We start from the raw sequence: 13,581 nt of genomic DNA, 5'->3' as shown, positions 1-13,581 counted from the left end.
ATGGGTCTGGATACTATTTTCAATTCAAAAGCCCCTCTCCAAGGAATCTTCAGCGGTGATATTCAGTCCCCGCTTAAATTTGCATGCATAGTCCGCGCCAACTAATGCGATTTAATAACCTATCATATGCAACAGCCGTGCTGCATGTTTCTAGCTTTAATTTCAGACTATCGCCGCTCTTGAGACATTTTTATGGTCACGGTGAAAAAGAATGCATTTCAAACCTTGATCAAGGGATGTGCGCTAAACGCCCAAAAGAACTGGTTACGGTTGTAGAGTGCCAGTAACCGCACCTTTTGAAATTTTCAATCGTTTGCATGCAAGATCATTGCTGTTTCGCGCCATTTCCAAATATTTCCTGTTTCTAGTCCACGGCTTTTTGCCAGTTTTCCGCGAAAGTGACGGCTCCGGTCTCACAGAAACGCGCCATGCGCTGGAGTTCGCTTTCGAGCTTCTTTTGTCTGGCTGAGGTCAGGCGGATGCCTGGCTCTGGCCAGTATCCGGTTATCTGCAACTGACCCTCGGAACGCAGTGCTTTCATGTCGATCCGTCCGATCAGTCTTTCGCCTTCCATGACCGGAAAGACGTAATAGCCATAGGTGCGCTGGGGTTCCGGGACGAAGATTTCGATCCTGTAAAAGAAATTGAACAGCCGTTCTGCTCTCTTTCTGTCTCTCAGCATTGGATCGAAGGGGGAGAGGATCCGCACCTTGCCGGGCGAGGGCTCCAAAAGGAGCGCGCGTTCAGGCAGGTCTGGAAAGGCAAAGGCTTTTCGCGGAGGTTTGCCGTCGCTGCCCTCGATCAGCACCTCCTCGATTTCTCCGGTCTGCTTTTGTCTCTCGCACCAGTCCCTGGCTTCTTGAGGCGTGATGAGACCGAAAAAGGCAGCCAGCTCTCCCGATGTGCCAAAGCCGAGCCGGGTCAAAGCCTCCCGGCAAGCCCAGTCAATTGTTTCTTCCGTATCCGCCGATGCCTTGCTGTGGGCCTCGGGAATGACCCGCTCCGTCAGGTCATAGACTTTCTGGAAGCCGTTGCGGGCGGATACGGCAAGCGCACCGGTCCGCCACAGATATTCAAGGGCCGTCTTCGACGGATGCCAATCCCACCAGCCACCATTGGTGCGCACCTCATCCTGTCCGATGTCCCCTGATGAAACCGGACCGTTGCGCGCGATCTGGTCCAGCACCTCGTCCAGCTTGTGCAGGAATTCATGCCGCTGCCAATCAGACCAGCGGGTGCGCAGACGCTCCCCATCCCTGGCGAATTTCAATTTCCAATGCGGGTAGAACTCCATTGGAATGACAGAGGCGTCATGGGTCCAGTGCTCAAACAGCCTGCGGTCTTTCTCGAGGAGTTGCTTGAGATGCTTCGGCCGGTAGGATTGGCGGCGCGAGGCCAGGATCATGTGATGGGCACGAGCCACCGTGTTCACGCTATCAACCTGCACAAAGCCGAGATGATCGATCACACCCTTCAGATCGTCTCCCTTACCGCTTCCGCTCATCGGTTGCTGCAATCCGTGACGCTCCATGAAAAGCCGCCGGGCGAGCAGATTGGAGAGGAGGGGGAGGGAAGGTGTGGGCATAAGCAGTCGTCCGGATCAGGTGGGAGGCGACTATTGCACGGATTGTGCAGCTGGTTGAACCTGCAACCTTTGAGAACGAACCAAAAATCTGATGGGGTGGGAATGGACAGTATCCAACTGCTTTTCTTGATCGCGGCGGTCTTCAGCCTGGCAGGGCTGGTGAAAGGTGTTATAGGCCTTGGACTTCCAACGGTTGCCTTGAGTCTCATGACCGTTTCGACGGATCTCACCACGGCAATGTCCCTGATGCTCGCCCCAACCCTTGCCACCAACATCCTGCAGGCCTTTGGACGGCGGGGAACCCTGCGGCTTATCGGAAGGCTTTGTCCCTTTCTGCTTCCGGCGATGGCCATGGTCGGTCTCGGCGGGCTCATTCTTCAAAATGCGGACCTGAAACTCCTGACAGGATTGCTCGGTGTGGTCCTGATCCTTTACGCGGTCTCAGGTCTGACGGGGTTTGTCCTTCATGTGTCTGAGCACCGCGAAGCACCCCTCGGGTTTTGCTTCGGGGCTGTGAATGGCGTTTTGACCGGGATGGTCGGGTCCTATGCGGTGCCTGGCGTCATGTTTCTTCAAGGATTGAACCTGCCCCGGGATGCCTTCGTTCAGGCCATGGGACTTCTGTTTCTCGGATCCACCCTCGCGCTGGGCGTGACATTGTCGGGTGCCAATATTCTCGACGTTGAAGCCGGAGGCCTGTCGGTTCTGGCTTGTGTGCCGGCCTTTGCGGGTTTCTTTGCCGGACAGGCCATCCGCAAACGGCTGTCCGAGCGGTTGTTCCGCCGGCTTTTCTTTTTGGGCCTGCTTGCACTGGGGCTGTTCGTCAGCATCCGGTCATTTGGCGCGCTTTAAGCGTCCTGAGCTGGCTCAGGAGTGTTCCGGATGGGCGGTTGATGGCCGCCTGCGCGATTGGACGCATGCTTCTTGGGAGAATTTTCTGATATTTTCGCCATTCATGGATGCTTGTTGCTTCATGTCAGGGTGCAACAAGTGGTAGACAACAGGGAATTACGCCCGTTTCCTCCGAGCATGGAAGACAGTAGACACATGAACGTCCTTGCCAAGGCAGCCGACCTGGAAGCCGATGCGCCCGCAGGCGCTTTTGTCCAGGAAGTAACGTCGGTCCAGCATTACACCGACCGTCTTTTCCGTTTCCGCATGACCCGCCCGGCAAGCTTCCGCTTCCGTTCCGGTGAGTTCGTCATGATCGGCCTGATGATCGACGGCAAGCCGCTCTACCGCGCCTATTCCATTGCCAGCCCGTCCTGGGACGAGGAGCTGGAATTCTTCTCCATCAAGGTGCCGGATGGCCCGCTGACCCAGCATCTGCAGAAGATCCAGCCTGGTGATGCGGTTCTGATGAAGAAAAAGCCGACGGGCACCCTGGTGAACGATGCCCTGATCCCGGGCAAGCGGGTCTACATGTTCTCGACCGGCACGGGCATCGCCCCCTTCGCCAGCCTGATCCGTGACCCTGACACCTATGAAAAGTTTGACCAGGTGATCCTGACCCACACCTGCCGTGAAGTGGCCGAACTGAAATACGGCCTGGACCTGGTGGAAGAGACCAGGAACGACCCGCTGATCGGCGAATATGCCCGCGAGAAGCTGGTGCACTACACCTCGGTGACGCGCGAAGACTATCCCTTCAAGGGGCGTATCACCGACCTGATCGAGAACGGCAAGCTGTTCACCGATCTCGGCGTGCCGCCACTTGATCCAGCCATCGACCGCGGCATGATTTGCGGCTCGATGGAGATGCTGCGCGATACCAAGGCTCTCCTCGAAAAGGCAGGCCTGACTGAAGGCGCCAACAACAAACCGGCAGAATTCGTCGTCGAACGCGCCTTTGTCGGCTGATTTCAAGACGGCCGCATTTCACACTGAAGAAAAGCCGGGTCATCGACCCGGCTTTTCTGCTGAATCGCCCTTGCTTCTCTGGTCGAAAAGCAGAGTTCCGGGCCGTTTTCACGTGAGAATTGCGGATTTTGCCAATGTCAGAAAACGGAAAGCAGGATAAATAAACTGGTGGCAAGTGACGTTAAGCTACGTTTCTGCAAGGAATGATGGGACACACTGGGAAAGAAATATGGTTTGCTGAATAGGTGTGCACGAATCGGAACTCATCATGAAAGATGAAGACATTGGCTCAAATTAAGGTAGTCGCTGAGATCGGCTGCAATCATAAAGGCGACATGGCCATCGCTCGGAAGATGATCCAGATCGCTTCGCAAGACTGCGGAGTGGATGTGGTAAAGTTCCAGAAGCGCTGCAATCGCGAGCTGCTGTCTGAAAAAGAGTACAACACGCCTCATCCGGTTCCTGCCAATGCGTATGGTTCGACCTATGGTGCACACCGCGAGTTTCTTGAGTTCGACCTGGAGCAGCACCGCGAACTGCAGTCCATTTGCCGGGACTTTGGTGTAGAATACTCCACTTCTGTCTGGGATCTGACTTCGGCGCGGGAAATCACGTCCCTGCAGCCGGCCTTGATCAAGATTCCCTCAGCGACCAATCAGAATTTCCAGGTTCAGGATTATCTCTGCCGTTTCTTCGAAGGTGAGATCCATGTTTCGGCCGGCATGACGACCACCCGGGAACTTGAGAAACTGATTGATTTCTATGAAGAGGCCGGGCGGTCCCGTGATCTCGTCTTATACGCTTGCACCTCAGGCTATCCGGTTGCTGCAAAGGACGTTTGCCTTCTGGAGATCGACAGGCTGCAGCGTCTTTATGGCCGGCAGCTTGGGGCGACAGGCTTTTCCGGGCATCATCTTGGAACGGCGATTGATATGGCCGCTGCGGCTTTGGGGCTGCAATGCGAAAGCCATTATGAAGGGGCGGCTCCCTTCCGCTACATCGAACGGCATTTCACGCTCGACAAGACCTGGAAGGGGACGGACCATTCCGCCAGCCTTGAGCCTGACGAGATGCGCCGTCTCTGCGAGGATCTTAGAACCGTGCAGGCAGCCTTGCGTTTCAAGGAGACGCAGATCCTTGATGTCGAGGTTCCTCAGCGCCATAAACTGAAGTGGCGCGAGTTGGAGCGGCAGCGGGAAGACGCCGAATTGCCGGGATTGGTCAAGCCGCTGAACAGGATGATGTGAGGCAGTTTCTCAGACATGACACAGATCCGTGCCCTTGTGACCGATTTTGACGGTGTTCATACCGACAATACGGTTCTCGTCGATGAAGAGGGGCGTGAATCCGTCAGCTGCTCAAGGCGCGATGGGATGGGGATCGAGCTGCTGCGGGAGAGGGGGCTACACCTTCTGATCTTGTCCCGTGAGGCAAACCCGGTTGTCCGCTCCCGTGCCCGCAAGCTTCGTATGGAGGTCATGCACCACGTCCTGGACAAGCTTCCTGCTCTGGATGACTGGCGCCGGGAAGCGCAGCTCCAATGGGAAGAGATCGTCTATATCGGCGATGATATCAACGACATCGACTGTCTCAAGGCTTGTGGCCTGGGTGCCGTTCCCGCCGATGCACACAAGGACGCAAAGGCCCATGCCGATCTCATTCTGACGGAAAAGGGCGGCAAGGGCGCGATCCGCGAACTGTGCGATTATCTGATCGGTAAAGGGTTACATGTGTAATCAGGTTCTGGAAACCATTCCCTGCGATGGCGGAAGGGCCAAAATCTGAGCCACCGGCTTAACCGTTTCTTGGTGTAAATCGCACTTGTGAGCTTCGTTTAAGCGCGTATATGTTTTCCGAATGATGCTGGTCCATAGATGTCTGTATTCGATCAGTTTAGTGGCGGGTTCCAATAAGATTTTGGCTTCAATTTTGAAGGGGTCTGGTTTGGATCTGAAGCGTAAGTATGACGGGAACATGGTATGAACTTAGTTCTTCCAAAGACGTTTCTTCAAAATTTCAAGTCCAGCACTCTGAAAGGGGTGAAGGTTACCTTCATCAACATGCCTATTCGGGAGCAGGCAAAACCCAATAATCCACCAGTTGGGCCGGCCCTGTTGGCTGCACGGTTACGTGAATATGGTGCGGAACCGGCAATTATCGATCTGAATATCTATCGTGTTTTGGATGAAGAAGCCTCGCGTAAAGGGCTTGCGTTTGGCAGGTGCCTTACTTTTCAGGAGGCTCGTGCTCTGATCGAGCGAAGCTTGGCCAAGGCCGGCAGTCAGCACGTTATTGGTTTGTCCGGTCTGATTACAACCCTCTCGTGGCAAACTGAGATTGCCAAGGTAATTAGAGAGTTGGACCCTGACGCTTTGCTTGTCAGCGGTGGCGGTCTGGCCACACAGTTCCGTGAGGATTTGTTTAATTGGATTCCGGAGCTTGATGCTGTCAGCCACAGCGAAGGCGATGACATCGTTCTGAAAATCGCCCTGGACGCCCAGGCTTTACGCGATCACGGATTTGATAAAGCCTACAAAAGCGGACGTCTAACTCCATTCTACCGTGACTTTCGGGCTGGCCGTCCACGTTTCTTCTATCACGGCGGCAGAACTCCTGATCTCGATTCCCTTCCATTTCCGGCTTACGATCTGTTGAAGGAGGACGTAGACGGCTTCCCAGTTCTAGAAAGTTATCTTTCTGCGCCTGTGTGGGGCGGGGCGGCGAAGAACAGCTCCGCCACCAGCTTCCAGATGAAGCGCAGTATTTCGACCATATCAAGCCGGGGCTGCCCTTTTGCATGCAAGTTCTGCTTTCGCGGGGCGCAGGGTGAACGGAACTATGGTGTTCGCAGCGCGGACAATCTGGCCGCTGAGTTCCTGGAATACAAAGACCGTCTTGGCGTCGATTTCATCGGCTTGATGGACGACAATTTCATGGTCAGTCCAAAGCGTATCACGGAGCTTGCTGACCTGTTGGAGCCTCTGGCCAGATCTGGCGAGCTGCGCTGGGGAGCTCATGGCCGTCTTGACGAAGCAGCTGATCTGCGTCCAGACCGCAAGTCCGGAGGATACGTGAAGGCCGATGTCCTGCGTGTGGATGAGATGGCACGCGCTGGCTGCATCTACATCGGTTTCGGTGCCGAATCCGCCTCGGCGAAAGTGCTTGAGGACATGGGAAAGGGCGGCTTCATGCTGACGAGCGGTATGGAGAAGCTGAACGGCTTCGAATTCCCCCGGGCCATGACCGAAGGTATCCGCAATACGCTTGGGGCTGGTATACATGGAAACTGCACCTGGATCATGGGGTATCCCGGTGAAACTCTGGACGACCTTAAGACAAGCATTGCATTCATAAAGTGGCAGCAGGAATTGGTTACCAGCGGTCTGATGCCCGGAACGAGCGAATACGACACCGCATTTGCTTCGATAAACACATCGGTCTTTACTGCGACGGCTTATCCCGGGACGGAAATGTTCCAGCATCCAAAGGTGATTGAAGATCTTGAACGCGTTTTTGGACTCAGATTTTATCCGGACACAAGGCAGCCTGTAGTAGATGAGAACTTCCGTAAATATGTTCTTGAGCTGAACGATGCGACCAAAATGATAACAAACAATGATGGTAGACCGCTAAACTACAGTGCAATTCCCGACGATCAATTTGTTGAGGTCCGCGCCCTTCTGGATGCGCGAAAGCTGGATCAGGTTCTGGATTACGAATGACACGCGGAATTTATGCGATGGTGCCCGCGCGGGCTGGCAGTGTTGGTCTGCCGAACAAAAACATCCGTCTTCTCAACGGGAAACCTCTGATCCTGCATAGTCTGCTGCCGGCAATGGCAAGTGACCTCGTTGAGGAGACCTATCTCAACAGCGACAGTGACGAGTATTTGCGTATTGCTGCGGAGGCCGGGGCAAAAACGTATCGCCGTCCAGATAGGTTGGGAAAGGCGACTACGACTATGCAGGAGGTGGTGGCGGATTTCGTCAGGCACCTCAAGTCGGCTGGAAAGCCAGTAAAAGCAGTTCTTGTGCTCTACCCGACATATCCCTTCCGTACGCCGGAGAATCTGAAGGACATTCTCGACTTTTATCATGCCGAGACCGATTGCGACAGCATCATTGGCATGAAGCAACCAACTCTGCATCCGTATCTTTGCGCAACTCTGGATGGGGAAAACCGGATCAGCACTTTCGTTGAATACGATGTGAACCAGTATTATCGGCGTCAGGACTATCCTGAATGCTACCAGTTTTCTGCATGGGCAATGGTTGCCAATGCAGATCATGTCGATGAACTGAACGCGCAGATGATGTCACCGAAAAGCCGTGGCTACCGGATTGCGCCGGATATTCGGGTGGTTGATATCGATGCGAAGGAAGACTTTCAGTTCGCTGAATATTTGATCGACAGAGGCATCGTGAAGCCAGGCTGCTGATCTGCCTTCTTTTAGGCGTCACTCCTGTTCACTTTCCAGCAAACCAAGCCGGCCGAGGCGCTCATTGGGAGAAAAACCGGCTGAAATCCAGTTTCTGAGCTTTTCATGCAGAAACGGAATAATTGACATGGCCGGTTGATCCGCGCTGAGGGTAAAATACTCCGTCTTCGGATACCAGGGGGGCGAGGCCTGACCGAGGAGCAACTGAGTTTCCGGTGGCCCGAACCGCCAGCATGGGATGCCGTAGCATCCGGCCAGCTCTGCAGGGCTGGTATTGGCGCCAATGACCAGATCACAACAGGCGGTAAGTGCAGCGGCCGCCTCTAGATCGTTCATCAGATCCAGATCCTCGAAATCAATGAAATTGTAACCCCGTCCATCGCGCAAGAACGCGACTTCCCGGTCGATACGGGCGTATTGCAGGTTGATGAAAGTGACTTCAGGTGTCTCCAGCAGCGGTGCCAGTTCGGGAACTGACAGGTAGAAACGCGCTCTGGAAGGAGCAAGATTGCGGGAACGCCAGGCAAGCCCGACGATTGGCTTGTCTCTCGCCTCTGGAATACGTTCGTGGAATGCACGTGCCTTCCTCTTGTCGAAGACGAAACCTGGCTGGCGGGCGGTTTCAAAGTCTGCATACGACCTTCGGTAGAACATCCCCAAGTCGCCCATGCTGAACTGATAATCATAGTCATGACAGGTGGCGTTCAGCGTAAGGCTTTCGAATGTCGCGAGCCGGACGGTTGCGTCTGGAAAGGTGCGCTGGAAAGGAGGGATAAGCTTTTGAGATACTTCGATAATGACATTTCCGGCAGCCTTGATGAGGTCATGAATGATGCTGCCGAAACGGAAAGCATCCCCAATACCTTGATCGTTCCAGACCATGATGGTCTTTCCGGTCAAGTCGGAGCCATCCCATTCGGGCTTCAGGAATTTCCGTTTGAGTGTGGAGTCGATCCCCTTCCGGAGCCTTGCCGGGTGGAGGCGCCAGCCATTTTCCAGATCACCTAGGCCAAGATAGGCCAGCGACATGTTCCACTCGACGGCTGGGTCAACGCTTCCAATTAGTTCACTAGCTTTTAGGAAATGCTTCAGTGCTTCTCCGAAATTGCCGAGTGACTGATGCGTGACCCCAAGAGTGGTAAGCCGGTGCGGATCCTCCGGGCCGTCCTTCACCGCTGCTTTTGCGAAAGGAAGTGCGCCTTTGGGGTCCCCTGTTTTATAAAGAAGCCGCGCCATTTCGTGTTGAAGATCTGAGTTGTCTTTGAAAAGCTCCAGGGCTTGAGGCAGCTCTGTTTTGCTTATCTCGTATGTCTCTGCTTTAAGTCTCGCCCTTGCCCGCTGAATGTAGTTTTCCGGATTACCAGGTTCGAGCTTCACAGCGTTGTCGAAGAACCTGACGGCTTCTTCATACCGCTTCTGATCGCGCAGGAGCAGGCCGTAATTGCTGTTGGCATCCGCATAGCTCGGCACCTTGGAGATCAGGAGTTTGAAAATCTCTTCGGCCTCGTCCTGGCGCTCCAGCTTGGTGAGGGCGATGGCCTTCAGATTGTAGGCTTCGACAATGTTCGGGCTGAGTGACAGGGCCTTTTCGGCGTTCTCCAGGATGACCTGCGGGCCGGAGGCGGGGATGTCGCTATGGGCACGGGCGAGGTTGGAATAGAAGACGCCCTGGTTCGGAGACAGCTTGATGGCTTTCTCGATGTATTTGATCGCGGTCTCAGGGTCGCCAAGCTGACGGTAACTGACGCCGAGAAGGTGATTGGCGTCGGCATTGCCGGGCAGTTTCTTCAGAACCAGCTTGTAGATCTTCTGGGCCTTGGCGAACTCGCCGGCCTTCTGCAGGGCAAGCGCCTTGTGCATCTTCTCCAACAGGGGGGCGGTTGGGGTCTTCGGCGCCATCGTCTTGAACGTCCTCGGCTATCACCTTCAGAATCATCAGGCACGACTTTAGCAGGCCTCGGCCGTTGAGATAGCAAGCGGTCAGCGATGAGAGAAAGGTTTACGCAGATTTCTGCGTGCCCGAACTAACTGCGAGAGTTAATCAGCACGAGGGCTTTCGAATAAAGGAGGGAACGCTATAGAAAGGCAACTTTTCAATTCTCAAGTTGCGCTTCTTCGAGAATTCGTCAGCAGAAATGGTTTCTCCGGCAACTGAGTTGTAGTCATCGAAAACTACCAGGCCTCCTGGAACAACTCGATCATATAGTAGCTCAAGAGCAAAATCTGTCGGCTCTTTGACATCCATGTCTAAGTGCAAAAAGGCGATTCGAGTCTCCGGGTGTTTTTTTAGATACTCCGGCAATGTAACAAAAACGTTCCCTTTAATTAGTTCAAAATTCTCAAATCCTTTAGTTTCTAAAATTGACGTAACTTCGTTTTCCTTAAGACCAGGGCCGCCGGTACGTTCAAAATTTTCAACAAAATTCAAATCGTCTTCGAGATTAAGTCCCTCTGTCGGAAACTCTCCAAATGCATCAAAACCAACCAGTTTCCTGGAATAGTCATTTTCCAGCGCATCCCTGAATGTCGCCAAGCGTACCAGGGAAGCTCCTTTGTAAACGCCCAATTCGAAGATATGTCCCGGAATCTCGACGATTGATTTGTAGAGTTCATAGTGAGCGAGCATTTTATTGAGGCGTGTCTTGGATGAAAACCAGTAAAATCCGTTTTCATAGTCCCATGCCGCTTCTTTTTTTAGCCCGCGTAAAGTGGCCTCACTCGTCATAATTCCCTCCATGAGAGTAGTTTTACGTTCGATAATTGAAATATTCATTTTCTGATTGGTTAGATCAATGAATTGTATCGGTGTTTTACTAGTTTTCTAGTGGAGAACGCTTTTCTGAATAAACTGCGGCCAATCAAAAATAGCTATTGTCTCGGGCGCGGAGGCCGAAGAGGCGGGGGCTTGCACGGGCTTGCCGCTGATCACAGCTAAAACCGGTCGCAAATGCCGCCTTTGCTTATTTTTTTCTGAAGAAATGGTGGGCGATACTGGGATTGAACCAGTGACCCCTCCCGTGTGAAGGGAGTGCTCTCCCGCTGAGCTAATCGCCCGCGCCTCGACGGTGGTCCGTCCGGCTGGTTGCGGTCATGTACTGGATTGGCCGGGGTTATGCAAGGCCCTCATGGTCAAAACCGGTGGGGCGTGGATAACCCCGCCGGAGAAGAGTGCCCTCACACAGGCTGCGGCTTGCGGAGCCGGGAGACCGCGCCGGGAAGCTCCTCGAAATGGGAGATGACGATGTCCGGGCCAAGTTCCGTCACAGGCACGGGCGTGTAGCCGAAATCGACGGCGACGACCGGAATACCGGCGGCTCTGGCAGCGTCAATGTCGGTCACGGAATCGCCGACCATGATGGAACCTCCGGCGCTGCCGCCGGCGCGGGCAATGGCGCCGAGAACGGGTGCGGCATCCGGCTTGGGCCTGGCGAAGGTGTCTCCGCCGACAATCGCATCGAAATGCCGCGTCAGATCGAGGGCGTCCATGAGAGGGAGGGTCAGGCGCTCCACCTTGTTGGTGCAGACGGCCAGCTTCCAGCCTTCGGAGCGGAAGGTTTCCAGAGCGTCGATCACACCTGGGAAGGGGCGGGTGTGAACCGCGATATTGGCTTCGTAATAATCCAGAAAGTCATCATAGAGCGGCGCCAGGCTCTCTTCCGTCCAGGTGACGCCATTGGCGTTGAGCCCGCGTTGCAGCAGCACCTTGGCGCCGTGTCCGACCATGGTGCGGACGGATTCGGGTGCGATGGCCCTGTAGCCCGCCCGGGTCAGCACGGCGTTCAGGGTCGCAGTCAGATCGTCCATCGATGACACGAGCGTGCCGTCGAGATCGAAAACCAGTACGGACATTGGGGATTCCTGCGCTTGGAAAGTGGTGCGGGAATCCTAGCTGCGGCAGACCCCGCAGGCAAGATGCAGAGGGGCAGACCTTCTGCTGGTCAGGCGGATATGGCCGGCAGCAGGCCTGTACCGGTGCTCTTTGTCTGGTCAGTTTAACAAGCACGTTAAGGGGGCTGACCAAACGGCACTACGGTGCTTGTCACGTTGGAAACCGCCTGAACTCAGGTCCCCGGCAAACCAATATTTCCGCAGAGTGGTCCCGGGGTATTTGTCGCGCGCGGGTCTTGGCCTGAACCTCCAAGCCGTGCTAATCAGCGGCTCTGGTCCGTAGGGCCGGATCAACGCAATGATGTGCCGGTGGAATACCCGGCAGAGTGGCCGTTTTGCCGGGGAGCCTGGTGCCAGGCGCCGGGTTAGTTGGACCGGTCAGGGCTGAGGCAGGCAGGGCTGAGGAAAGACGAGGCGCGATGAGCGACGACTTTAAGCGGCTTGCGGCGGAACGCGCCGCAGAAGACGTGAAACCGGGAATGAAGCTGGGGATCGGAACCGGTTCAACAGCTGAGCATTTCGTCCGCGCCCTGGGCGCACGCGTCCGGGCCGGACTGGATGTGGTCGGGGTCCCGACCTCTGAGCGCACCCGTGAGCTGGCGGAAGCCGAAGGCATCAAGCTGGCGACCCTGGAAGAGCTTCCCGAGCTGGACCTGACCATTGACGGCGCTGATGAGATTGATCCTGCCCTGACCCTGGTCAAGGGCGGCGGCGGAGCGCTCCTTCGCGAGAAGATCGTCGCAGCAGCCTCCAAGAGCATGATCGTGATCGCAGACGAGTCCAAGCTGGTTGATACGCTCGGCGCGTTTCCGCTCCCGATCGAAGTCAATCCGTTCGGCCTTGGTGCGACGATCAAGGCTGTGGAAGCCTGCTTCGCCCGCAATGGATTGCAGGGAAAACTTGTTCTTCGGGGCGGCTCTGACCATCCTTTTGTCACAGATGGCGGACATTACATCCTCGACGCTCATCTCGGCCGGATTGCGGATGCATCCCGGCTGGCGAACGACCTGGTTGCGATCCCGGGTGTCGTGGAGCATGGTCTGTTCCTCGGTCTGGCAGCAAAAGCCTATGTGGCTGGCAAACAGGGCGTGACGACGGTCGAGCCTGCACGTTGAGTTCTTGAGATTTTTGGCAGGGCGGCCCGCCTGGCCTTATTGGAGTTCGAATATGAAAATTAAGTCCGTTTTTTCCGCCTCTGCAGCCTTTGGCGCCGTGATGTTTGCTCTGGCTGCCGCCCCGGTCTATGCGCAGGATGGAGAGTTCACCGAAAGCCATCTGGCGGCTGCGAAGGAAGTCGTGACCGCGACCAAGGCCCTGAGCTCCTTTGACGATATTCTGCCGCTGCTGGCTGAGCAGACCCGTACGCTGTTCGTGCAGTCTGATCCGGCCCGGACCCAGGAAATTGTTGATGTCACCTCTGAGGTTGCCCTGAAGCTGGCCGCCAAACGTGCGGAGCTGAACAAGACCATCTATGAAATCTGGGCCCGCCGTTTCACCGAGGACGAGCTGAAGCAGCTGGTCGAATTCTATAACTCTCCGCTCGGTTCCAAGCTGACCGACAACGGGCCGACCATCACGGCTCTGGCCATTGGTGCTGCCCGTCAGTGGCAGGATCAGATCTCCAGCGAGCTGGTCGCAATGGTCCGTGAAGAACTGGACAAGCGCGCTGCCGCAGCAGCTGCCGAAGCTCCGAAGCAGTAAGTGACAGAGCTGCCGGGAAATTCACCGGCTCGTGACTGAGAATGAAGGACAAGGCCGCTTTGCGGCCTTGTTTTTTTGTCTGGGCAGACCCACAAACGGCCCAGAAGAC

The 13,581-nt window shown here is 55.3% G+C and carries 12 protein-coding genes and 1 tRNA gene; 8 read left to right on the top strand and 5 right to left on the bottom strand.

Features of this window, described 5'->3' with window-relative positions; genetic code table 11:
* Positions 1-364: 364 nt before the first annotated feature.
* Positions 365-1,504, bottom strand: coding sequence for a winged helix-turn-helix domain-containing protein (locus IG616_RS14915; RefSeq protein WP_425504193.1), 1,140 nt, complete (start codon positions 1,502-1,504; stop codon positions 365-367).
* 183 nt (positions 1,505-1,687) lie between these two features.
* On the opposite strand from IG616_RS14915, the gene IG616_RS14910 reads away from it, so the two are divergent.
* The 6 genes from IG616_RS14910 (at position 1,688) to IG616_RS14885 (ending at position 7,883) form a co-directional block, all read left to right on the top strand.
* The gene (locus IG616_RS14910; RefSeq protein ID WP_192148950.1) at positions 1,688-2,437 is read left to right on the top strand and encodes a sulfite exporter TauE/SafE family protein; all 750 of its coding nucleotides are present in this window, start codon (positions 1,688-1,690) and stop codon (positions 2,435-2,437) included.
* Between the two features lie 195 nt (positions 2,438-2,632).
* Positions 2,633-3,445 (top strand): ferredoxin--NADP reductase, encoded by an 813-nt coding sequence (locus IG616_RS14905; protein WP_192148949.1) that lies wholly within the window; start codon positions 2,633-2,635, stop codon positions 3,443-3,445.
* Between the two features lie 335 nt (positions 3,446-3,780).
* Entirely contained in the window at positions 3,781-4,692 is a 912-nt protein-coding gene (locus IG616_RS14900) for an N-acetylneuraminate synthase family protein (RefSeq protein WP_246476253.1), read from the top strand.
* Positions 4,693-4,707: 15 nt separating this feature from the next.
* On the top strand, positions 4,708-5,181 hold the full coding sequence (locus tag IG616_RS14895; protein WP_192148947.1) for a KdsC family phosphatase: 474 nt from the start codon (positions 4,708-4,710) through the stop codon (positions 5,179-5,181).
* 243 nt (positions 5,182-5,424) lie between these two features.
* Positions 5,425-7,167, top strand: a complete 1,743-nt coding sequence (locus tag IG616_RS14890; protein WP_192148946.1) for a B12-binding domain-containing radical SAM protein — start codon at positions 5,425-5,427, stop codon at positions 7,165-7,167.
* A complete protein-coding gene (locus IG616_RS14885; protein WP_192148945.1) occupies positions 7,164-7,883 on the top strand; it encodes an acylneuraminate cytidylyltransferase family protein in 720 nt (239 codons plus the stop codon). The genes IG616_RS14890 and IG616_RS14885 overlap by 4 nt, the downstream gene beginning before the upstream one ends.
* A gap of 18 nt (positions 7,884-7,901) precedes the next feature.
* Here IG616_RS14885 and IG616_RS14880 read toward each other — a convergent pair whose 3' ends face one another.
* The 4 genes from IG616_RS14880 to gph form a co-directional block, all read right to left on the bottom strand.
* The gene (locus tag IG616_RS14880; RefSeq protein ID WP_192148944.1) at positions 7,902-9,782 is read right to left on the bottom strand and encodes a tetratricopeptide repeat protein; all 1,881 of its coding nucleotides are present in this window, start codon (positions 9,780-9,782) and stop codon (positions 7,902-7,904) included.
* Between the two features lie 142 nt (positions 9,783-9,924).
* Positions 9,925-10,608 (bottom strand): TylF/MycF/NovP-related O-methyltransferase, encoded by a 684-nt coding sequence (locus tag IG616_RS14875; protein ID WP_192148943.1) that lies wholly within the window; start codon positions 10,606-10,608, stop codon positions 9,925-9,927.
* Positions 10,609-10,862: 254 nt separating this feature from the next.
* Positions 10,863-10,937: transfer RNA gene (locus IG616_RS14870), tRNA-Val, on the bottom strand.
* A 120-nt stretch (positions 10,938-11,057) separates the two neighbouring features.
* On the bottom strand, positions 11,058-11,732 hold the full coding sequence (gph, locus tag IG616_RS14865) for a phosphoglycolate phosphatase (RefSeq protein WP_192148942.1): 675 nt from the start codon (positions 11,730-11,732) through the stop codon (positions 11,058-11,060).
* Positions 11,733-12,190: 458 nt separating this feature from the next.
* Between gph and rpiA the strand changes: the two genes are divergently transcribed.
* Positions 12,191-12,886 carry a ribose-5-phosphate isomerase RpiA gene (gene rpiA / locus IG616_RS14860; RefSeq protein ID WP_192148941.1) on the top strand — a complete coding sequence of 232 codons (696 nt, stop codon included), beginning with the start codon at positions 12,191-12,193 and terminating at the stop codon, positions 12,884-12,886.
* A 52-nt stretch (positions 12,887-12,938) separates the two neighbouring features.
* Positions 12,939-13,472, top strand: a complete 534-nt coding sequence (locus IG616_RS14855; RefSeq protein WP_192148940.1) for a DUF2059 domain-containing protein — start codon at positions 12,939-12,941, stop codon at positions 13,470-13,472.
* Positions 13,473-13,581 lie beyond the last annotated feature (109 nt).

Source organism: Roseibium litorale, assembly GCF_014842915.1.
GTDB classification, from domain to species: domain Bacteria; phylum Pseudomonadota; class Alphaproteobacteria; order Rhizobiales; family Stappiaceae; genus Roseibium; species Roseibium litorale.
This window is presented reverse-complemented; position numbering and strand designations above follow the sequence as displayed.

Bases quoted from the DNA above. Each gene is read 5' to 3' on its own strand.
- IG616_RS14915 (WP_425504193.1), bottom strand. From the start codon at position 1,504: ATGAGCGGAAGCGGTAAGGGAGACGATCTGAAGGGTGTGATCGATCAT.
- IG616_RS14910 (WP_192148950.1), top strand. From the start codon at position 1,688: ATGGACAGTATCCAACTGCTTTTCTTGATCGCGGCGGTCTTCAGCCTG.
- IG616_RS14905 (WP_192148949.1), top strand. From the start codon at position 2,633: ATGAACGTCCTTGCCAAGGCAGCCGACCTGGAAGCCGATGCGCCCGCA.
- IG616_RS14900 (WP_246476253.1), top strand. From the start codon at position 3,781: ATGGCCATCGCTCGGAAGATGATCCAGATCGCTTCGCAAGACTGCGGA.
- IG616_RS14895 (WP_192148947.1), top strand. From the start codon at position 4,708: ATGACACAGATCCGTGCCCTTGTGACCGATTTTGACGGTGTTCATACC.
- IG616_RS14890 (WP_192148946.1), top strand. From the start codon at position 5,425: ATGAACTTAGTTCTTCCAAAGACGTTTCTTCAAAATTTCAAGTCCAGC.
- IG616_RS14885 (WP_192148945.1), top strand. From the start codon at position 7,164: ATGACACGCGGAATTTATGCGATGGTGCCCGCGCGGGCTGGCAGTGTT.
- IG616_RS14880 (WP_192148944.1), bottom strand. From the start codon at position 9,782: ATGGCGCCGAAGACCCCAACCGCCCCCCTGTTGGAGAAGATGCACAAG.
- IG616_RS14875 (WP_192148943.1), bottom strand. From the start codon at position 10,608: ATGACGAGTGAGGCCACTTTACGCGGGCTAAAAAAAGAAGCGGCATGG.
- gph (WP_192148942.1), bottom strand. From the start codon at position 11,732: ATGTCCGTACTGGTTTTCGATCTCGACGGCACGCTCGTGTCATCGATG.
- rpiA (WP_192148941.1), top strand. From the start codon at position 12,191: ATGAGCGACGACTTTAAGCGGCTTGCGGCGGAACGCGCCGCAGAAGAC.
- IG616_RS14855 (WP_192148940.1), top strand. From the start codon at position 12,939: ATGAAAATTAAGTCCGTTTTTTCCGCCTCTGCAGCCTTTGGCGCCGTG.